The sequence below is a fragment of the Streptomyces sp. NPDC005004 genome, assembly GCF_053600675.1.
On sequence record NZ_JBSGAH010000009.1, the window covers coordinates 238,878 to 258,450 of the forward strand.

General features: G+C 71.5%; 17 protein-coding genes and 1 pseudogene. 10 read left to right on the top strand and 8 right to left on the bottom strand.

The genetic code is table 11. The annotated features are described in order from the left end of the window. The first annotated feature begins 145 nt into the window (after positions 1 to 145). From ACWEEU_RS15600 to ACWEEU_RS15625, 6 genes are all read left to right on the top strand, one after another. Positions 146 to 1,207 carry a LacI family DNA-binding transcriptional regulator gene (locus ACWEEU_RS15600; RefSeq protein WP_451732544.1) on the top strand — a complete coding sequence of 354 codons (1,062 nt, stop codon included), beginning with the start codon at positions 146 to 148 and terminating at the stop codon, positions 1,205 to 1,207. Between the two features lie 84 nt (positions 1,208 to 1,291). Next, a complete protein-coding gene (locus tag ACWEEU_RS15605) occupies positions 1,292 to 2,245 on the top strand; it encodes a carbohydrate kinase family protein (RefSeq protein WP_451732547.1) in 954 nt (317 codons plus the stop codon). A 92-nt stretch (positions 2,246 to 2,337) separates the two neighbouring features. After that, positions 2,338 to 2,634 (top strand): hypothetical protein, encoded by a 297-nt coding sequence (locus ACWEEU_RS15610; RefSeq protein WP_451732550.1) that lies wholly within the window; start codon positions 2,338 to 2,340, stop codon positions 2,632 to 2,634. A gap of 541 nt (positions 2,635 to 3,175) precedes the next feature. After that, positions 3,176 to 4,153 carry an alpha/beta hydrolase gene (locus ACWEEU_RS15615; protein ID WP_385742403.1) on the top strand — a complete coding sequence of 326 codons (978 nt, stop codon included), beginning with the start codon at positions 3,176 to 3,178 and terminating at the stop codon, positions 4,151 to 4,153. A gap of 90 nt (positions 4,154 to 4,243) precedes the next feature. After that, complete coding sequence (locus ACWEEU_RS15620) at positions 4,244 to 5,164, top strand: acetoacetate decarboxylase family protein (protein ID WP_451732553.1); 921 nt, start codon at positions 4,244 to 4,246, stop codon at positions 5,162 to 5,164. A 14-nt stretch (positions 5,165 to 5,178) separates the two neighbouring features. Next, the gene (locus tag ACWEEU_RS15625; protein WP_451732556.1) at positions 5,179 to 6,774 is read left to right on the top strand and encodes a succinic semialdehyde dehydrogenase; all 1,596 of its coding nucleotides are present in this window, start codon (positions 5,179 to 5,181) and stop codon (positions 6,772 to 6,774) included. Positions 6,775 to 6,839: 65 nt separating this feature from the next. Here ACWEEU_RS15625 and ACWEEU_RS15630 read toward each other — a convergent pair. After that, positions 6,840 to 8,084: pseudogene (locus tag ACWEEU_RS15630) on the bottom strand (NADH:flavin oxidoreductase/NADH oxidase family protein). Positions 8,085 to 8,177: 93 nt separating this feature from the next. Between ACWEEU_RS15630 and ACWEEU_RS15635 the strand changes: the two are divergent. The 3 genes from ACWEEU_RS15635 (at position 8,178) to ACWEEU_RS15645 (ending at position 10,927) form a co-directional block, all read left to right on the top strand. Further along, positions 8,178 to 8,786 (top strand): TetR/AcrR family transcriptional regulator, encoded by a 609-nt coding sequence (locus tag ACWEEU_RS15635; RefSeq protein WP_451732559.1) that lies wholly within the window; start codon positions 8,178 to 8,180, stop codon positions 8,784 to 8,786. A gap of 102 nt (positions 8,787 to 8,888) precedes the next feature. Beyond that, complete coding sequence (locus ACWEEU_RS15640; RefSeq protein ID WP_451732562.1) at positions 8,889 to 9,848, top strand: NAD(P)H-quinone oxidoreductase; 960 nt, start codon at positions 8,889 to 8,891, stop codon at positions 9,846 to 9,848. A gap of 14 nt (positions 9,849 to 9,862) precedes the next feature. Then, on the top strand, positions 9,863 to 10,927 hold the full coding sequence (locus tag ACWEEU_RS15645) for an NAD-dependent epimerase/dehydratase family protein (protein ID WP_451732565.1): 1,065 nt from the start codon (positions 9,863 to 9,865) through the stop codon (positions 10,925 to 10,927). Positions 10,928 to 10,978: 51 nt separating this feature from the next. On the opposite strand, the gene ACWEEU_RS15650 is transcribed toward ACWEEU_RS15645, so the two are convergent. The 7 genes from ACWEEU_RS15650 to ACWEEU_RS15680 form a co-directional block, all read right to left on the bottom strand. Continuing rightward, positions 10,979 to 11,989 carry a substrate-binding domain-containing protein gene (locus tag ACWEEU_RS15650; protein ID WP_385742417.1) on the bottom strand — a complete coding sequence of 337 codons (1,011 nt, stop codon included), beginning with the start codon at positions 11,987 to 11,989 and terminating at the stop codon, positions 10,979 to 10,981. Between the two features lie 75 nt (positions 11,990 to 12,064). Next, positions 12,065 to 13,099 carry an ABC transporter permease gene (locus tag ACWEEU_RS15655; RefSeq protein ID WP_451732568.1) on the bottom strand — a complete coding sequence of 345 codons (1,035 nt, stop codon included), beginning with the start codon at positions 13,097 to 13,099 and terminating at the stop codon, positions 12,065 to 12,067. Next, positions 13,096 to 14,592, bottom strand: coding sequence for a sugar ABC transporter ATP-binding protein (locus ACWEEU_RS15660; RefSeq protein ID WP_451732571.1), 1,497 nt, complete (start codon positions 14,590 to 14,592; stop codon positions 13,096 to 13,098). The genes ACWEEU_RS15655 and ACWEEU_RS15660 overlap by 4 nt, the downstream gene beginning before the upstream one ends. Positions 14,593 to 14,602: 10 nt before the next feature. Next, positions 14,603 to 15,007 (bottom strand): D-ribose pyranase, encoded by a 405-nt coding sequence (gene rbsD / locus ACWEEU_RS15665; protein WP_385742423.1) that lies wholly within the window; start codon positions 15,005 to 15,007, stop codon positions 14,603 to 14,605. Beyond that, a complete protein-coding gene (gene rbsK / locus ACWEEU_RS15670) occupies positions 15,004 to 16,029 on the bottom strand; it encodes a ribokinase (RefSeq protein WP_451732574.1) in 1,026 nt (341 codons plus the stop codon). The genes rbsD and rbsK overlap by 4 nt, the downstream gene beginning before the upstream one ends. A 146-nt stretch (positions 16,030 to 16,175) precedes the next feature. Continuing rightward, positions 16,176 to 17,180, bottom strand: coding sequence for a LacI family DNA-binding transcriptional regulator (locus ACWEEU_RS15675; protein WP_451732577.1), 1,005 nt, complete (start codon positions 17,178 to 17,180; stop codon positions 16,176 to 16,178). Positions 17,181 to 17,336: 156 nt separating this feature from the next. Next, positions 17,337 to 17,936: a TetR/AcrR family transcriptional regulator gene (locus ACWEEU_RS15680; protein ID WP_451732580.1), complete on the bottom strand. Its 600-nt coding sequence runs from the start codon at positions 17,934 to 17,936 to the stop codon at positions 17,337 to 17,339. 84 nt (positions 17,937 to 18,020) lie between these two features. On the opposite strand from ACWEEU_RS15680, the gene ACWEEU_RS15685 reads away from it, so the two are divergent. Continuing rightward, positions 18,021 to 19,559, top strand: a complete 1,539-nt coding sequence (locus ACWEEU_RS15685) for an FAD-dependent oxidoreductase (protein WP_451732583.1) — start codon at positions 18,021 to 18,023, stop codon at positions 19,557 to 19,559. Positions 19,560 to 19,573: the final 14 nt, after the last annotated feature.

Here is a 19,573-nt window from a genome sequence, read left to right on the forward strand (position 1 = left end):
TCTTCGGCGTCTGTCCTTCCGGCGGACGAGGTCTCATGGACGGACGGCCCGCGCTTCCCCCACCGCGCCCGCCGCCGTCCGGCTCCACCGCGGGCGGGAGAACACGCGGAACCACGCGGTACGGGGCAACACGAAGGAGTACGGGATGCGGACGATGGCGGACGTGGCGAGGCACGCGGGCGTCTCGGTGGCCACGGTCTCCCACGTGCTGAACGCCACACGTCCGGTACGGCCCGCGACCCGCGACGCGGTACTCCGTGCCATCGACGAGCTGGGCTACATCCACAACTCCCTCGCCCGCTCCCTCGTCACCTCCCGCACCCGCTCGGTCGGCCTCGCCGTCTCCGCGATCAGCAACCCGTACTTCACCGAGATCCTCCAGGGCGTCGAGGCCGAGGCGCTCGCCGCCGGGTACGGACTGCTCATCGCCGACCCGCACGACGACCCCGAGCACGAGCTGAGCGTCGTCCGGATGCTGCACGAACGCCGCGTCGACGGCGTGATCATCGCCCCCTCGGCCCAGCCGTCGGCCCTCCTGGACTACCTCGCCCGCGCCGCCGTCCCCGCCGTCTTCCTGGACCGCCGCGTCGACGAGTCCGAGGAACCGGCGTACGACCAGGTCTGCGCCGAGGGCGTCGCGCCCGTGCGGGAACTCGTGGAGCACCTCGCCTCCCTCGGGCACCGCCGGATCGCCATGGTGGCGGGCCTCGCCGGGCTGAGCACGACGACCGAGCGCGTCGAGGGATACCGGGAGGGGCTGCGTGCGGCCGGGCTTCCTTACGACCCCGAACTGCTCGCGCACGGCAGCTCCGCCTCCGAGGGCGCCCGTCTCGCGACCGAGCGCCTGCTGTCCGGCAGCGCCCGTCCCACCGCCCTCATCGCGGCCAACAACGCGATGACCATCGGCGCGCTCCAGGCACTCCGCGACGCGGACCTGCGCATCCCCGAGGACATCGCGCTCGTCAGCTTCGACGACTTCGAGTGGGCGGACCTGTTCTCGCCCAGCCTCACGGCTGTCCGCCAGCCGAGCCGGGACGTGGGGCGGGCGGCGCTGCGGCTGCTCCTGGAGCGGCTGGACGCGCCGGGGCGCGCCGCCCGGACGGTCCGGCTGCCGTGCGCGGTGGTCCACCGGACGTCCTGCGGGTGCCCGCCGGGGGCTGCCGCCTTCGGCGCGGGGGCGACCGACTTCCCGGTGGGGTCGCCGTAGCCCGTCCCAAGTCCCTTGCTCTGTTGGTCAGTTACGACCCTTCCCGCCCCGCCGCTCCACGGCGCACCGAAAGGAATCAGCACAGTGATCGTCGTCGCCGGCGAGGCGCTCATCGACCTCGTGCCCGCCCCCGTCACCCACTCAGACTCGGCGTCCCCGCTGCCGCCGCTCCTCCCGCAGCGGGGCGGCGGGCCGTACAACGTCGCCGTCGCGCTCGCCCGCCTCGGTTCCCCGACCTCGTTCTGCTCCCGCGTGTCCACGGACGCCTTCGGCGCGGCCCTGCTGTCGGGGCTGCGGGACGCGGGTGCCGACACGGCGCTGGTCCAGCGGGGTCCCGAACCGACGACGCTGGCCGTCGCCGACGTGGGCAGCGACGGATCGGCGGGCTACGGCTTCTACACCGAGGGCACCGCCGACCGTCTCTTCGCGCTCCCGACCGCCCTGCCGGAGGGCGTCACCGCCCTGTCGGTCGGCACCTGCTCGCTCGTGCTGGAACCGGGCGCGAGCGCGTACGAGGCGCTGCTGCGCCGGGAGTCCGACAACGGCGTCTTCACCGCCCTCGACCCCAACATCCGCCCCGGTCTGATCGCGGACGCCGACGCCTACCGGAAGCGGTTCCTCTCCTGGCTGCCGTACGTCGCGCTGCTGAAGCTCTCGATCGAGGACGCCCGCTGGCTCGCGGACCTCGGCCCCGACGGCGACCTCGACGCCCGGCTCGCCGAGTGGCTGGAGTACGGCCCGGCGGCGATCGTCCTGACCCGGGGCGGTGACGGACTGAGCGTGTGGAGCCGGGGCGCGGGCCGGGTGAGCGTGCCGGGTACGAAGGTCACGGTGGTCGACACGATCGGAGCGGGCGACACGGTCAACGCGGCGCTCCTGCACTGGCTGCGGGAGATCGACGCGCTGAGCCACGCGGCCGTCGCGGGCCTCGACGCCGAGGTCTGGCACGACGTCCTCGGCTTCGCGGCCCGCGCCGCCGCCCTGACCTGCTCCCGGTCCGGCGCGGAACCGCCGTACGCCTGGGAGCTGTCGGCCTGAGACGCCCTCCGCACGTCGGCCCACGAACAGCCGCGTGCGGAAGCGGAGTTGTCGATTACATCTCTGCCCACCGCTCTGTTTATGATCTTGGTGTGACTGTGCAGAACGTCGGCAAGACGCCGTCCCGCAAACAGCGACTCCAGGAGAAGCAGCGCCGCCAGCTCGCGGTCGTCGACACCGTCGACAAGGCCGAGGTCAAGCTGCGCAAGGCGGAAGCCGAACTCGCCCTGGCCGTCGCCGAGGCCGTCCAGGTCTTCGGCGACGAACACGCCGCCTCCCAGGGGCTCGACATGTCCCCCGAGGCGATACGTCGTTTCATCGACATCGCGGCCGCCGAGACGGCGGCGGCTGCCGAGGAAGCGGTCGAGCAGCCTCAACCGCAACCCTGACTCCTTCGCCGGCCGCCACCGCCCGGCCGTGAGGATGATGCCGCTGTTCGCTGCCGACGCGTCCGATGTCGTGCGCCGGCACGGTGCCTACGGGTTCGGCGGCATCTCCGGCGCGGGCAGGTCCAGAGCACGGCCGGGGGCGACGATGACACGGGTGGCGTCATCACGTAGGTGTCGACGACCTCGAGCCGGTCGCGCCTCTCGTTCAGCCCGTTGCGGCAGCCCGGCAGGAGCGTCCCGGCGGGGGCTCGTACCTGAGCCGGGGAATCCTCGTCCATGGGATCGGGCAGCTCTCGTACCCCGGCAGGGCAACCCTCGTGCACGAGCCGGGCTGCCCCCGTACGGGAGCCGGGCAGCCCTCTTTCCCGGGCCGGGCGACGCGCGGGGCGCCGGTTGCGTCCGTTGGCGCGGGCGCCAAATATGGACACGGGGATTCCCGCCTCACATGTGTGGGTGATCTCCGCCTCGGGGTAACCGTCACCATCAGCGGCCGGACAGGCCGCGCGACTATCGACTCGTGTGCCCGTCCCAAGGAGTGGCCATGACCGACATCCCGCCGCCCGTCACGCCCTACCTCGAACCCGCCGCGAAGGAACTGGCCGAGGCGACCGACCCGCACCCCCGGATCTACGAGGTGCCACCGGAACAGGGCCGCGCCATCCTCGCCGACCTCCAGAGCGACACCAGCGTGCCCCGTCCCGAGGTCGACGAGGAGTGGGTCGACGTCGACGCCGGTGAGTGGGGGACCGTCCGCACCCGCATCATCAGGCCCAAGGGTGTGACGGGTCCGCTGCCCGTGCTGTTCTACATCCACGGCGCCGGCTGGGTCTTCGGCGACGAGAACACCCACGACCGCCTCTTCCGCGAACTCACCGTCGGCGCGGGCGCGGTGGGCGTCTTCCCCGTCTACGACCGCGCGCCGGAGGCGAAGTACCCGACCCAGGTCGAGCAGAACTACGCCGTGGGCCAGTGGGTCCTCAAGAACGGCGCGGACCACGGCATGGACACCTCGAACATCGCCGTCACCGGCGAGTCCGTCGGCGGCTGCATGTCGGCGGTGTTCGCGCTGATGAACAAGGACCGCGGCGGGATCGACCTCAAGGCACAGTGCCTGCTGTACCCGGTGACCGACGCCGACTTCGACACGCCGTCGTACCACCAGTTCGCCGAGGGCTACTACCTCACCCGCGACGGGATGAAGTGGTTCTGGGACGCCTACACGGCCGACCCCGCCCAGCGCGCCGAGATCTACGCCTCCCCGCTCCAGGCCAGCCTGGAGGAGCTGCAGGGGCTGCCGCCCACCCTGGTCATCACCGACGAGGCGGACGTGCTGCGCGACGAGGGCGAGAAGTACGCCAACAAGCTCCGCGAGGCGGGCAACGACGTCACCTCGGTCCGCGTCGCGGGCATGGTCCACGACTTCCTGCTCCTGGACAGCCTGCGCGACACCAAGGCGGCCGACATCGCCCGCAAGATCGCCATCGACTTCCTGGGGAACGCCCTGCACCAGGACGACTGAGACAGCGGGCGCGATCGCATGTGTTGACGGTGCTTACATTGGTGCTACGCTGATGTAATCACCGTCAACATGCGATCCGGGAGCCCCTCCATGCCCTCGTCCCAGCCCCAGCCCGACACCGTCAAGGTCGACCTCGGCGGTCGCGCGGTCACCGTCCCCAAGGGCGGCCTCTACGACCGCTACCGGATGGACACCGACCTGGACGCGGTCGCCCGTGACCCCCGCGTCAGCGGTGTCGACTTCTTCCGGAAGCTGCCGAAGACCAAGGTCGACTCGCCCGTCGGCGAGACCCTCACCCCGAACTTCTACTACCGCATCTCCACCGCCCGGCTCACGATGCTCGCGCCCACCCGCGCCATCCGCTCCCGGCTGCCCCGCGAGCTGGCCCCGCTGGAGGTCGCGCCCGGGCTCGGTCTGGTCTCCGCGATGTTCTTCCGGTACGACGTGTGCGACATCGACTTCTACACCGAGGCCGCCGTCGGCATCGCGGTGAAGCCCGCCCGGCACGGGAAGCTCGGCTTCTTCGACCTCGTCGCCGCGCTCAAGAACGAGCACCTCGACTCCTATGTGCTGTCCCTGCCGGTCAGCACCGAGATCGCCCAGGTGCGCGGACACGACGGCTACGGTTTCCCCAAGTGGGTGACCGGTCTGGACGTCGACATCGACGCCCACCGCACGACCGCGCGCGTGGCGAACGACGCGGGCGGCATCGACCTCGCGCTCTCGGCGCCCACCCCGGCCCAGAACAGCTTCCCGAGCGGCAAGCGCGTCGCGTCGCTCACCTCGTACACCTCGATCAACGGCGCGTGGCACTCGACCCTCAGCCAGACCAACGTGCTCTCCGCGGGCACCTCGCTCGTCCCGCGCGATCTCCAGCTCACGGTGGGGGAGGGGCGGATGGCCGACGACCTGCGCTCCCTCAAGCCGATGCGGACCATCCAGTTCGACGTCGTGACCGAGGGGCAGCTCGCCCTGCACATGCCGGTCCCGACCTCGGTCCGCAGCCGGTAAGCGAGGAGCCCGCCGTGACCACCGCCCAAGCCTCCACCGCCCGAGCCTCCCGTGCCCCCCTGCCCGCGTCCCTGACGCCGGAGCGGATCGAGCGGCTCGCGGCCCGCGTCACCGCCGCCCCCGACGCCGTACGCGTGACCACCACCGCCCCCTACACCGGCGCGCCCCTGGCCGACCTCCCGGTCTCCGTGCCCACCGACGTGGAGGACGCCTTCGCGCGGGCCCGCATCGCCCAACGCGCATGGGCCGCCACCCCGTTGAGTCGCCGCAAGCAGATCCTGCTGCGCTTCCACGACCTCGTCCTCGCCCGCCAGGAAGAGGCGCTCGACCTCATGCAGGCGGAGAACGGCAAGACCCGCCGGGACGCGTTCCTCGAAGTCGTGGACATCGCCATCGTGTCCCGCTACTACGCCCGCAACGGCGCCCGTTACCTGGCGCCCAAGCGCCGTCGGGGCGCGATCCCGCTGCTCACCCACACCACCGAACTGCGCCACCCCAAGGGCGTCGTCGCGGTCGTCTCGCCCTGGAACTACCCGCTGAGCATGGCCGCCAGTGACGCCATCGCGGCGCTGATGGCCGGCAACGCCGTTGTCCAGAAGCCCGATACGCAGACCGCGCTCACCGCGCTGTGGTCGCTGGAGCTGATGCGGGAGGCCGGACTGCCGTCCGGTGTCTGGCAGATGGTGATCGGGCGGGGCAGCTCCATCGGCGGGGCGCTGATGGCGGGCGCCGACTACATGATGTTCACCGGTTCCACCGCCAGCGGCCGAAAGATCGCGCGGGACGCGGGGGAGCGGCTCATCGGCGCCTCCCTCGAACTCGGCGGCAAGAACGCCATGTTGGTGCTGGATGACGCGGACATCGAGAAGGCAGCCGACGGCGCCGTCGCCGCGTGCTTCCCCTCGGCGGGCCAACTCTGCGTCTCCATCGAGCGCTTGTACGTCGCGGAGTCGGTCCACGACCAGTTCGTGGACGCGTTCGTCGCGCGCGCGAAGCGGCTCAAGGTCGGTGGCGCGTACGACTTCGGTTGCGATGTCGGCAGCCTCACCACGCCCGCCCAGCTCAAGACCGTCACCGAGCACGTCGACGACGCCGTGGCCAAGGGGGCGAAGGTTCTCGCGGGCGGCAGGGCGCGCCCGGACCTGGGACCGCTGTTCTACGAGCCGACCATCCTCGCCGGTGTCACGCCCGACATGACGCTGTACGAGCACGAGACCTTCGGGCCCGTCGTGTCGGTCTACCCCGTCCGCGACGACAGCGAGGCGATCGCGCGCGCCAACTCCACGCCGTACGGTCTCAACGCCAGCGTCTGGTCCCGTAGTTCCTCTCGGGGGCGCGCCGTCGCCGCCCGGCTGCACGCGGGCACCGTCAACGTCAACGAGGCGTTCGCCGCCGCGTGGGGCAGCGTCGACGCGCCGATGGGCGGCATGGGCGACTCCGGGCTCGGTCGCCGGCACGGTGCGGAGGGCATCCTCAAGTACACCGAGGCGCAGACCGTTGCCCACCAGCGCGTCCAGGGGTTCGCCCCGCCGAAGAGCATCCCGCCCGAGACGTGGGCGGCACTGCTGACCGGGGCGCTGAAGGTGCTGAAGGTGATCGGCTCCCGCTGAACCAACACCGAGGTGGCGCGGCTCCGTTGGAGTCGCGCCGCCTCGCTGTGCGGGAAGGGTCCGCGCTACGCGGCGCGCCGCACCGTCTCCAGCCAGGAGCGGTAACGGCGCAGCGCCCGCCGCTGTTTGCGCCGCTCCGCGAGGAGGGCGACCGCCGGGTGGGTGCCGGGCGTGGGACGGCTGCCCCGGGCGATCCGGCGCATCTGGTGGCGGACCTGGGCCATGCCCGCCGCCGAGGCGAGCGCCTTGTCGGACCAGGTCACCGGACGGAGCTGCCGCTCGGCCTCGCGGCCCGCGCGCCAGCGCCCGGGCAGGTCGGGCGTGACGGCGAGCGCGGTGCCCATGCCGATGACGGCGACTCCGCCGGCGAGGACCCGCTCGGCGGTCTCGCGCCGGGTGATGCCACCGGTCAGCATGAGCGGCAGCGGACTGGTCCTGACCAGGTCCTTCGCCAGGTCGAGGAAGTACGCCTCGCGGGCCTGGGTGCGCGCGTCCGCCGGGCGCCCGGACATCGCCGGGGACTCGTAGCTGCCGCCGGACAGCTCGACCAGGTCGACGCCGAGCGGAGCGAGCATCTCGATCACCTCACGCGCGTCGTCCGCGTCGAAGCCGCCGCGCTGGAAGTCGGCGGAGTTGAGCTTGACCGCGACCGCGAAGGAGGGCGAGACCGCGGCGCGTACGGCGCGGACGATGTGCAGCAGCATCCGCGCCCGGTTCACCAGCGAGCCGCCCCACTGGTCGGTGCGCTTGTTGACCAGGGGCGACAGGAACTGCGAGAGCAGATAGCCGTGCGCGGCATGGATCTCGACCCCGTCGAAGCCCGCCTCCTCGGCGCGCTAGGCGGTCACCGCGTACCGCGTCACGGTCTCGCCGATCTGCTCGGCGGTCATGGCGACCGGGCGGCCGAAGCGGCTGCTGTGCCTTCCGAGGTCGACGCTGACGGCGGACGGACCCCAGACGACGCCGGGCATGTCGGAGCCGATCTGGCGCCCGGGGTGGTTGATCTGCATCCAGATCTTCCCGCCCCCCGACTGGCCCGCCTTCGCCCACTCGGTGAACGGCTCCAGCGGCGCCGCCTCGTCGAGCACGACACCGGCGGGTCCGGTCAGCGCCTCGGCGTGGACCATGACGTTGCCGGTGATGAGCAGTCCGGTGCCGCCCTCGGCCCAGCGCCGGTAGAGCCCGAACAGCTCATGGCCCGGCAACTGGCCTTCGGCGGCCATGTTCTCCTCCATGGCCGCCTTGGCGATCCGGTTGCGCAGTACCTGCCCGGAGCGCAGGGACAACGGCGAGAACAGTTCGCTGGTCATACTTTTCCCTCTCGATCTGCATCGCTTACAATGTGTGCAGCGTTTACATTAGGTCAGGGATGTAAGCGTCGTGAACTTCAAGGAGTGTGACCTATGCCGCAAGCGACCGGCTCCTACCATCACGGCGATCTGCGCGCCGCCTGTCTGCGTGCCGCGCTGGGGCTGCTGGAGGAGGACGGCAGTGCCGGTCTGTCGCTGCGCGCGGTGGCGCGGCGGGCGGGGGTGTCGGCGACGGCTCCCTACCGCCACTACGCGGACCGCGACGCGCTGGTCTCCGCCGTCGCCGCCGAGGGCTACCGCGAACTCGCCGGATATCTGGCCGCCGCGCACCCCGCGCCCGCGACCCCGGACGACCTCGCCGCCGTCGCCGTCGCGTATGTGCGTTTCGCGCTCGACCGCCCCGCGATGTTCCGGGTGATGTTCGCGGAGCCGTGCGACCCGACCAGTGAGGAGCGGGTCGCGGCGACCGCCGCCATATCCGAGTACGTCCGCTCCATCGTGCGCGGCGCCTTCCCTGGCGCCGCCGACCCGGACGCGCTCGCGACCACGGTGTGGGCGGTCGTCCACGGCCTGGCCTTCCTCTGTCTGGACGGAAAGCTCGACGCCTCGACCCCTGAAAAGGTCGACGCCCAGGTCCGTGGGGCTGTCCGGGCGCTGTTCGCCGCGTCGGCGGCGATGTCGCGGCAGGGCGGTCCATGTTGACAGTGCATACACCCGCAATCTAATGTGTGTGCTGTAAACATCGAGCTTCCGGACGTGCGCCGATGCGTGCGCGGGAGCCCGCAGCCCTATGAACGGAGCGTCATGAAGGCAGTGTCGATCAAGGAGCCCGGCGGTCCCGAGGTCCTGGAGTGGACTGACGTCGAGGACCCGGCCCCCGCCGCCGGTGAGGTCGTCGTCGACGTGGTCGCGAGCGCGCTCAACCGCGCCGACGTGATGCAGCGCTGGGGTCTCTACCCCGTCCCGCCCGGCACCTCGCCCTACCCGGGACTCGAGGTCTCCGGCCGTATCAGCGCCCTCGGCGAGGGTGTGACCCGATGGCAGGTCGGCGACGAGGTCTGCGCGCTGCTCACCGGAGGCGGCTACGCGCAGAAGGTCGCCGTGCCCGCAGGACAACTGCTGCCCGTGCCCGAGGGGATCAGCCTGGTCGACGCCGCGGGTCTGCCCGAGGCCGTCGCGACCGTGTGGTCCAACATCGTCATGACCGCAGGGCTGAAGAAGGGCGAGACCTTCCTCGTCCATGGTGGCGCCGGAGGCGTCGGCACCATGGCGATCCAGATCGCCAAGGCACTCGGCGCCCGCGTCGTCACCACCGTCGGCGGTCCCGAGAAGGCCGCACGCGCACGGGAGTTGGGCGCCGACGTCACGATCGACCACCGCGCCCAGGACTTCACCGAGCACGGTCCCTACGACGTCGTCCTGGACGTCGTCGGCGGCAGCTATCTCGAACGCAACGTGCGCTCCCTCGCCCCCGACGGACGCCTGGTCGTCATCGGACTCCAGGACGGTCTGGAAGCGACCCTCAACCTGGCGGAGCTGGTCTTCAAGCGTGCCTCCGTGCACGGCACGACCCTGCGGACGCGGTCCAAGGAGCAGAAGGCAGAGATCGTCGCCGAGGTCCGGGAACAGGTCTGGCCGATGATCGAGAGCGGCGCCGTGCAGCTCGTCGTCGACCGGCGGTTGCCGATGTCCCAGGCAGCCGAGGCACACCGGCTCATGGAGGAGGGCGGCCACATCGGCAAGATCCTCCTGGTGAACGAGTAATCGGGGAGAAGGCCATGGACTCCCACGTCGACCTCGGTGACCTGCCCGTCGACACGAGCACGCCGGTCCTGGTCACCGGGGCCACCGGCTACGTCGCCGGCTGGATCGTGAAAGCCCTGCTCGACGCGGGGGTCACCGTGCACGCCGCCGTCCGCGACCCGGGCAGCACGAAGAAGGTCCGGCACCTGCTGCACGCCGCCGACGGCGCGCCCGGCACGCTGCGCCTGTTCGCGTCCGACCTGCTCAAGGACGGCTCCTACGCGGACGCCATGCGCGGGTGCCGGATCGTGATCCACACCGCCTCGCCGTTCGTCCGCTCCGTACGGGACCCCCAGCGGGACCTGGTCGATCCGGCCGTACAGGGCACCCGCAACGTGCTCCGCACCGCGAACGGGGTCGGCGGCGTCGAGCGGGTGGTGCTGACCAGCTCGGTCGCCGCGATGTTCGGGGACGCGGAGGACACCCTCGCGCTCCCGGACCGCACCGTGACCGAGGAGAGCTGGAACACCACCTCCTCCCTGACCCGCGAGCCCTACAGCTACTCCAAGACGCTGGCGGAGCGGGAGGCGTGGCGGATCGCGGAGGAGCGGGACGACTGGCGTCTGGTCACCGTCAACCCGGGACTGGTCATCGGACCCGCCCTCAACTCCGCCCCGACCAGCGAGAGTTTCACCATCGCCCGGCAGATGGCGAGCGGGCGGATGCGGAGGGGCGCCCCGCGCATCGCGCTCACCGTCGTGGACGTGCGGGAAGTCGCCTACGGGCATCTGGCCGCCGCCTTCCTGCCCCACGCGCGGGGGCGCCACCTCCTCGCGGCCGAGTCCACGGACGTCGTCGACCTCGCCCGGCGGCTCCTGCCCCGCTACGGCGCCGACCACGCGCTGCCGCGCCGCGCCCTGCCCAAGGCGCTCGCGGTCGCCCTCGGACCGGCCGCCGGACTCGAACGCGCCTATCTGCGGCGCAACATCGGCTACGACCTCCGCGTCGACACCACCAAGAGCCGCCGGGATCTCGGCGTGCGCTACCGCCCCGCCCAGCGGTCCATGGAGGAGATGTTCGCGCAGGTCGTACGGGCGTGAACGCACCGGTGGAGGCCCGCTCGCGGACCTCCACCGTGCGACGAGCGGCTGCTACTTGCGCAGCGAGGCGGGTACGTCCGCCGAGTCGCCGATGCTCACCAGGTACCGGGCGTACTCCCGCACCGTGGACTTGGTGACCAGCTTGCCCTGGAGGGTCTCCGTGGCCGACACCTTCTTGCCGTCGAGGACCTGGCCGGTGAGGCTGACGACCTTCTGACCGAGGGCGTACGGCGACTCGGCGTTGGTGGCGTACATCGTGCCGGCCTGGATCGCGGCGAGCGCGTCGGCTATGCCGTCGTTGCCGACCAGCTTGACCTTCCCGGCGAGGTGACGGGACTTGAGCGCGGCCAGGGCGCCCATCGCCATCTCGTCGTTGGCGGCGTAGACACCGTCGATGTCGGGGTGCGCCTGGAGGACGTTGGTCATGACGTCGAGCGCCTTGGCCCGGTCGAAGTCGGCCGCCTGCTTGGCGACGGTCTTGATGTGCGGATACTTGGCGATCTCCTCCTCGAAGCCCTTGCTGCGGTCCTGGGCGACGTTGGTGCCGAGCAGCCCCTGGATCTCGACGATCGTGCCCTTCTCCCCGAGGGACTTGGCGAGCGCGTCGGCGGCGTTGCGGCCCGCCTGGATCGCGTCGTAGCCGATGAAGGACGACAGCTTGCCGCCCTCGGGCTTGCGGTCGAACGCCATGACGGGGATGCCCGCGCCGTTCGCCTGCTTGACGGACGCCGTCGCCGACGTGCTGCTGACCGGGTCGATGATCAGGGCGCCGACCTGCTTGGAGACTGCGGTGGTGGCCAGGTTCAGCGCCGTGGAGTCGGAGTTGTTGGCGTTCTGCACGCTCAGCTTCACCCCGGACCTGGCCGCCTGGGACTTGGCACCGTTGCCCACACTGACGAAGAACGGGTTGTTCAGGGTGCTCATGATCAGGGTGGCGGTCTTCTTCCCGGACGCCTTGCCGGAGGCGGGGTCGGCGGCCGAGCCCCGGCTGCAGCCGGTCAGGGCGAGCGCGGTGACGGCGGCGAGCGCGGCGGCCGCTCTTACGGTGCGGGTGACGGACATGGTGCGGCTCCTTCAGGGGACGTGCGGGGGACGTTCAGCGGTGCTCGGGAGGTGCTCATGGTGCGTAGGGGGTGCTCAGGGCGTGTGATGCGCGGCCGGCGCGGAGGCCGGGGCGAGGACGGTCTCCGGTGCCGCGGGCTCGGAGGGCCGCGGCGGCTTGCGCCAGGCGACCATCGCCCGCAGCCCGTCCACGTTGCGGTCGAGGAAGACGGCCAGCAGGATGACCACGCCCTTGACCACGCTCTGCAGGAACGGCGACACGTCCAGCAGGTTCATGCCGTTGTCGATGACACCGAGGACCAGCGCGCCGATCAGGGTGCCGAGCAGCTTGCCCCGGCCGCCGGCGAGGCTGGTGCCGCCGATGATGACGGCGGCGATCGACTCCAGCTCCAGACCGGTACCGGCGGTCGGCTCGGCCGTGGACAGACGGGCCGTGAGGATGAAACCGCCGAGCGCGGCGAGGAGCCCGCTGATCACGAAGGCGAGCACCTTGACCCGCTGGGTGCGGATGCCCGACAGGCGCGCCGCCTCCAGGTTGTCGCCGGTCGCGTAGACGAAACGGCCGAAGCCGGTACGGGCGAGCAGCACGCCGAAGACGACGTACCCGGCCACCATCAGCCACACGGGAAGGGGGATGCCGGCGAGGTAGTCCTGCCCGATGCCCTGGAAGCCGTAGTCGTCGACGCCGACCGGGTTGCCGTCGGTGAGCTGGAGCGTCAGCCCGGACAGGATGGACATCATCGCCAGCGTGGCGATGAAGGACGGCATCCGGGTCCGGGTCACCAGCAGCCCGTTGACCAGACCGGCCGCCGCGCCCACGCCGATGCCGGCCGCCAGGGCGGGCAGCAGCCCGTGGTCGCGCAGGACCAGGGCGGTCACCACGGAGGAGAAGCCGAGGACGGCGCCGACCGACAGGTCGATCTCCGCCAGGACGATGACGTACGTCTGGCCGATGGCCAGCAGCGCGACCACCGAGGTGGCGAGCCCGACGTTCAGCAGGTTGGTGCTGGTCAGGAACACCGGCGAGGCGATGCTCAGGACCACACCCACCAGCAACAGCATCCATACCGCCCGCAGTTGGCGGCCCACGGATTTCAGGACGGAGGTCATGCGGCACCCACCAATGCGTGTTCCAGGACGGACTGCTCGCTCAGCCGGTCGCCGGCCATCTCGGCCACCAGCCGCCCCTGGCGCATGACGACCGCGCGGTCCGACATGGCGACGAGCTCGGGGAGGTCGGAACTCACCAGGACGACGGCCACGCCGTCCGCGGTGAGCTGGTTGATGATGCGGTAGATCTCGGTCTTCGCCCCGACGTCGACCCCTCGGGTGGGCTCGTCCATGAGCAGGACCCGGGGGCCGGTGAGGACCCACTTGGCGAACAGCGCCTTCTGCTGGTTGCCGCCGGACAGCGAGGTCACCGCGGCCTCCGGGGAGGCGGTCCGTACCCGCAGCCGGGACATGACCTCGCCGGTCGCCTCCCGCTCCCGGTTCCGGCGCACGAGGTCGCCGGGGCCGGTGTGCCGGCGCAGGGTGGCCAGCGAGACGTTGGCCTCCACCGACAGGTCCGGGCACAGGCCCTCCGCCTGCCGGTCGGGGGTGACGTAGGCGATGCGGGCGGCGATGGCGTCCCGGATGCTCCGCAGCCGCACGGGCCGGCCGTCGACCTCGACCGTGCCGGAGGTGAGCGGTTCCAGACCGAACAGCGCGCGCAGCAGACTGCTGCGGCCGCAGCCGACCACACCGCCGATACCGAGGACCTCACCGGCGCGGACGTCGAGGTCGACCCCCTGGAAGACGGTGCCCGAGCCGCCCCGGACCCGCAGGACGACCTCCTCCCGGGCGTTGCGCTCCTTGGGGTAGAAGTCGTCCACCGCGTTGCCGACCATGGCCGCGACGACCTGGGCCGGACCAGTCTGCGCGATCGGCGTGTCCAGCGCGACCAGGCCGTCCCGCAGGACGACGATGCGGTCCGCCAGCTCGAAGATCTCGTCCAGGCGGTGGCTGATGTAGACGATGGACACGCCCTCGTCCCGCAACCGCTTCACCTGCTCGAAGAGTTGCTCCGATTCGCGCTCGTCGAGCGCCGCCGTCGGCTCGTCGAGGATGAGCAGCCGCAGCTCGTGCGAGGTGGCCTTGGCGATCTCGACCATCTGCTGCTCGGCGACGCCCAGCGTGCCGACCGGCGCGAGCACGTCGATGCCGTCCATGCCGAGCGCGGCGAGCGTCGACCGCGCCTCCTCGGCCATCCGCTTCCGGGAGACCAGCAGCCGCCCGAACCGCCGCTCGCGGTCGAGGACGTGGATGTTCTCGGCGACGCTCAGATGCGGGAAGAGGTTCTGCCGGAACTCCTGGTAGATGACCTCGATGCCCCGGGCCATGGCGGCCTGCGGGTTCCTGAAGGTCACTGGCTCGCCGTCGATGACGACCTGCCCTGAGTCCGGCTGGTGCGCGCCCGAGATGACCCGGGTGAGCGTGGACTTCCCCGCTCCGTTCTCCCCGGCCAGGGCCACGACCTCGCCCGGACCGACCTCGAAGGTGACACCGCGTAGCACGCTGTTCTCGCCGAAGGACTTGGTGACGTCCTGAAGTCGTAGCCTCATGCGGCGCTCCTCAGTACACGACGCCCGCCGTGAGCAGCACGTTCGCGTACGGGGTGAACTCCCCGGAACGAACGGCGGCCCGTGCGGCGGCGGTCGCCTGCTTGAAGGTGGTGTGGGGGACGAAGCGCAGGGCCACCCCCAGTGCGGTGAACCGCTTCTCGATCTCGGCGAGCATCTCCGGGCTCGCCTCCTTGATCTCCTCCGACAGGAGCACGTCCTCCACCGCGACCTCGGCGAGAACCACGTCCAGCAGCTCCAGGAAGCGCGGCAGGTTCTCGGCGACGGCCAGGTCCACCCGCTCCACACCGGGCGGAACCGGCAGCCCCGCGTCGGTGACGACGAGCTGATCGGTGTGGCCCAGCTCGGAGATGACCCGGGCGAGCTGCCCGTTGAGCGTTCCGTTGTTGCGCCTCACGAGGCGGCTCCTTCCAGGTCGGTCGCGGCGCCGGCGGTGGCCGGGCCGGTGGTGGAATCGGTGTCGGTGTCGGCATCCGAGTCCGCGTGGGTCTCGGTCTCGGCTGCGGCGAGCAGGGCGTCGACCGCGGCCAGGTCGGGGAGCGAGGGGCTCGCTCCGGGACGGGTGGTGGCCAGGGCACCGGCCGCCATGCCGCGTCGTACGGCGGTGTCGGCGTCCAGACCCGCGGCGAGGGCCGCGCCGAACGCGCCGGTGAAGGCGTCGCCGGCCGCCGTGGTGTCGACGGGGGTGACCGAGAAGGCCGGGAAGTGCCGGACCGCGTCCGCGGTGACCGAGACCGCCCCGGCCCCGCCGAGTGTGATCAGCGCGTGCCGTACGCCCCGGTCGAGGAACCAGCGGGCCGCCCGCTCGGCGGACTCGGGCCCGTCCACCTCGACACCGGTCAGCGCGGTGGCCTCGCTCTCGTTCGGCGTGACGACGTCCACGTACTCCCAGATGTCGTCCGGCAGTCGCTGCGCGGGCGCCGGATCGAGGACCACGGTGAACCCGGCCTCGGCGCCCGCCCGCGCCGCATGACGGGTGACCTCGGCCCGGACCTCCAACTGCAGCAGCAGGACGCGCGTGCGGTCCCGGGTCGCGGCGATGCTCTCGTCCACCATCTCGGGCGTGAGCGAGGCGTTGGCCAGCGGTGTGATCACGATGTCGTTCTCACCGGAGGCGTCGACCCGGATGTGGGCGACACCGGTGCGCCCGGGGACCGTACGGACCTCGGAGGTCTCCACGCCGTGGGCGCGCAGGCCGTCCAGCGCGAGGTCCCGGAACAGGTCCTCCCCGACGCAGCCGGCCATCCAGGTGGGCGCGCCCGCCCGGGCGGCGGCGACGGCCTGGTTGGCCCCCTTGCCGCCGAGGACGAGGGTGAAGTCGTCCCCGAGCACGGTTTCGCCGGGGCGGGGCAGCCGCCGCGTGAACGCGGTGACGTCCGCGGTGATGCTGCCGACGACGAGAACACCGGTCCGTGTCATCGCGGTCTACCTCCTGTTGGGGACATGAGCGGCTCGGGACTGAGCGTTTTTGGCATGGGTGGGGGAGGGGCGCGGCGAAGTGCCGTTGCCCTGAGGGGTGTCGGAGTCCGTATGTGCGGTGTGCCGCGCCGGCCCGGCGCCGTCGGCTAGCGCCGCGGTGGTGCGGTGGAGCCGCGCTGGACCAGCTTGGTGTCGAGGGTGATCCGGCGGGACCCGCCGCCCTCGTCGTCGTCCTGGCCGAGGCGCTGGAGCAGCAGGCGCATGGCGAGGACGCCCTGTTCGACCATGGGGCGGTCGACGACGGTCAGGGGCGGGTTCAGCAGCGGTCCGGTGTCGAGGTCGTCGAAGCCGATGACGCTGATCTGGTCGGGGATGCCGACGCGCATGTCGTGCAGCGCCTTCAACGCCCCCAGGGTCATGAGGTTGTTGGCGGTGAACAGGGCCGTGGGCGGCTCGGCCGCGGACAGCAGACGCAGCGTGAGCTGGTATCCGCTCTCCTCCCGGAAGTCACCGATCAGGTCGAACTCCGGCAGGAGTTCCACCCCGGCCTCGGCCAGCGCCGCCACGAATCCCTCACGGCGGTGCCGTCCGGGCGTCGTCTCCTGCTGGCCGCTGACGGCGGCGATCCGGGTGTGCCCGAGCGCGAGCAGATGCCCGGCCGCCTGGCGTCCGCCCTCGTGGTTGTTCACCAGCACGGCGTCGAAGTGCTCGCCGCCCGCCAGATCACGGTCCACGAACACCAGCGGCACGCCCGCCTCCCGCACGTGCAACGGTGTCTCGTCCTGCTCGGTCGCGGGGGCCAGGATCACCCCGTCGACCTGATGGATCATGTCGGAGAGCACGTCGTCCTCGCGCTCGCTGCTTTCGTCGCTGTTGGCGAGCAGGATGCGGTACCCGCGGTCCCGGGAGGCCGACTCCATGCCCTTCACGACGGCGGCGAAGTACGGGTTGTTGATGTCGGGAACGACGACACCGATCGTCCGTGTCCGCCCGGACTTCAGCGACTGCGCGACGGCACTGGGCCGGTACCCCAGCGCGTCCACGGCCTCCTGGATCACCTCCGCGCTGCGCACACGCTGTCCGCGCAGATGCCGGGAGACGGTGGCCGCGGAGACCCCGGCGCGGGCAGCCACATCATGAATGGTGCTCACAGAGGATCTCCCGTTTCGTCGCTGAAACCGTTGTCAGAGAACGATTGCAGTCGGGCGGGGGAGCGTCAATGAGTGGTGCGGGGATTTTTCAACCGGCGGTTTTCGGCCTGGTTTCGTGGAGTTCGCGTACGAGTGCGGGGTGCTCGCGGCGACCGGTCATCGCTCGACGAGAGGCAGGAAAAGGTCGTCGACGATCGATTGGATGCGTGCGGTCGGCACGGGTGCGAGCCGCATGAACAGATCGTGTCTGACCAGGTCGTAGGGCATGGCGAGCACGGCCGGCGGGGTGCGCTCGAGGTCGATCTCGCCCCGGGCCTGGGCGCGCTCGTAGATCGTTCTGACGCGGTCCGCCGGGTGCCGGCCGAAAATTCGCTCGCGCACTTGAGCGGGGCTGAGTCCGCTGCCGGCCAGCAGTCCCGACAGGCCTGCGGTGACGGCGGTGGTGAAGAACGAGGCGCGCTCCTGGCCCATGCCGGTGAGTGCCGACAGCAGGTCGCCGCGCAGGCTGCCGGTGTCCGGGAGCTCGACCGGATGGCTGTCGCGGTGGTGCTGCAGCGCCGCGAGGACCAGCTCGTCCTTGTTCGCCCAGCGGCGGTACAGCACCGCGATCCCCGTCTTCGCGCGGGCGGCGACGGACTCCATGGTGAGCTTCGCGAAGCCGGTGTCGACCAGCTCGTTCCACGCGGCGTCCAGCAGGGCCGCCTCCAGGTCGGCCCCGCGACGGCGCTGTGCGGGCTTGGCGGCCGGTGTGCTCATGCCGCCATCGTAAGAGAGGCTTGCGTCTCTTATCAACGACCCCGTATAAGAGATGTCAACCACTCTTATCGCGAGGACGAGACCATGACGAAGTCCGAGCCACCACCCCACGCCCCCACCGTGCTCATCGTCGGCGCCGGTCCGACCGGCCTGACGCTTGCCTGCGAACTCGCGCGCCGTGACGTGTCGTTCCGGCTCATCGAAGCCGCTCCGGGGCCGCGGCCCGGCTCGCGCGGCAAGGGCGTCCAGCCGCGCACCCTCGAAGTGTTCGAGAACCTCGGCGTCATCGACCGCGTCCTCGCGCACGGCCGCCTGGCGATGCCGATGCACTCCATCGCCCCGGACGGCCGGATGACGGTCGGCGGCGCGGTGCCCGAGTCGCTGGCGAACCGCCCCGACATCCCCTACGCCGCGAGCCTGATCACGCCCGAGTGGCGCGTCGAGGAGGCGCTGAGGCTGCGGCTGGCCGAACTCGGCGGCGCGGTCGAGTTCGGCACCTCACTGGTCGGCTTCGACCAGTCCGAAGACGGCGTGTCGGCGCGGGTCGCGGTGGGGGAGGACGGCGAGATCGCGACCGTCGCCGCGCGGTGGCTGGTCGGCTGCGACGGCGGCCACAGCGTCGTCCGCAAGCGGGCCGGTATCGCCTTCGAGGGCGAGACTCGGGAAGAGGTGCGGATGATCGTCGCCGACGTCCGGGCCGACGGCGTCGATCGCGACGCCTGGCGCGTCTGGCGGCACGCGGAAGGCGTCGTCGCGCTCTGCCCGCTGCCCTCGACCGACGTGTTCCAGTACCAGGCCGGCGTCGCGCCCGGCCAGGACCCGCGGCTCACCCTCGCGAACCTGCAGGCCACGCTGGACCGGCGCACGGGCGGCACCGGCATCCGCCTCCACGACCCGGAGTACTCCTCGCTGTGGCGGGCCAACATCCGCCTCGCCGACCGCTACCGCGAGGGCCGCGTGTTCCTCGCCGGAGACGCCGCCCACGTCCACTCGCCGGCGGGCGGCCAGGGCATGAACACGGGCATCCAGGACGCGGTCAACCTGGGCTGGAAGCTGGCCGCGGTCGCGCGGGGTGCCGCTTCCTCCCTCCTCGACACCTACGAGTCCGAGCGGCGGCCGGTCGCGGCACATGTGCTGGGACTGTCCACCGCGCGGCTCGAGCGGATGATGAGGGCGCAGGACATCCCGACGCGGCGTGACGCGAGCACGATCCAACTGGACATCAACTACCGGGACTTGGCGCTCGCCCGCGACGACCGTGACGACAACGCCCCGCTGCGCGCGGGCGATCGGGCTCCGGATGCGACGGAGCTGGCGACAACGGGCGGCAGGAGAAGGCTGTTCGACCTGATGCGCGGCGGACGCTTCACGTTGCTGTGCTTCGGGAACGCGGCCGACGTGGCGTTCCCGCAGCTCGGCGGCAGGACACTCCGGGTCGTGGACGACGTGGCCGGCGGTGATGACGTCGCCGACACGGCCGGTCATCTGCGGCGGGCGTACGGGGCGGGCGAACGTACGCTCGTCCTGATCCGGCCGGACGGGTATGTCGGGGTCGTCTCGGACGAGGGCGACGCGTCGGTGGTGGCGGGATATCTGGGGGCGGTGGGCGGGGCGGCGGCGTGACCGGGTGCGGGGTG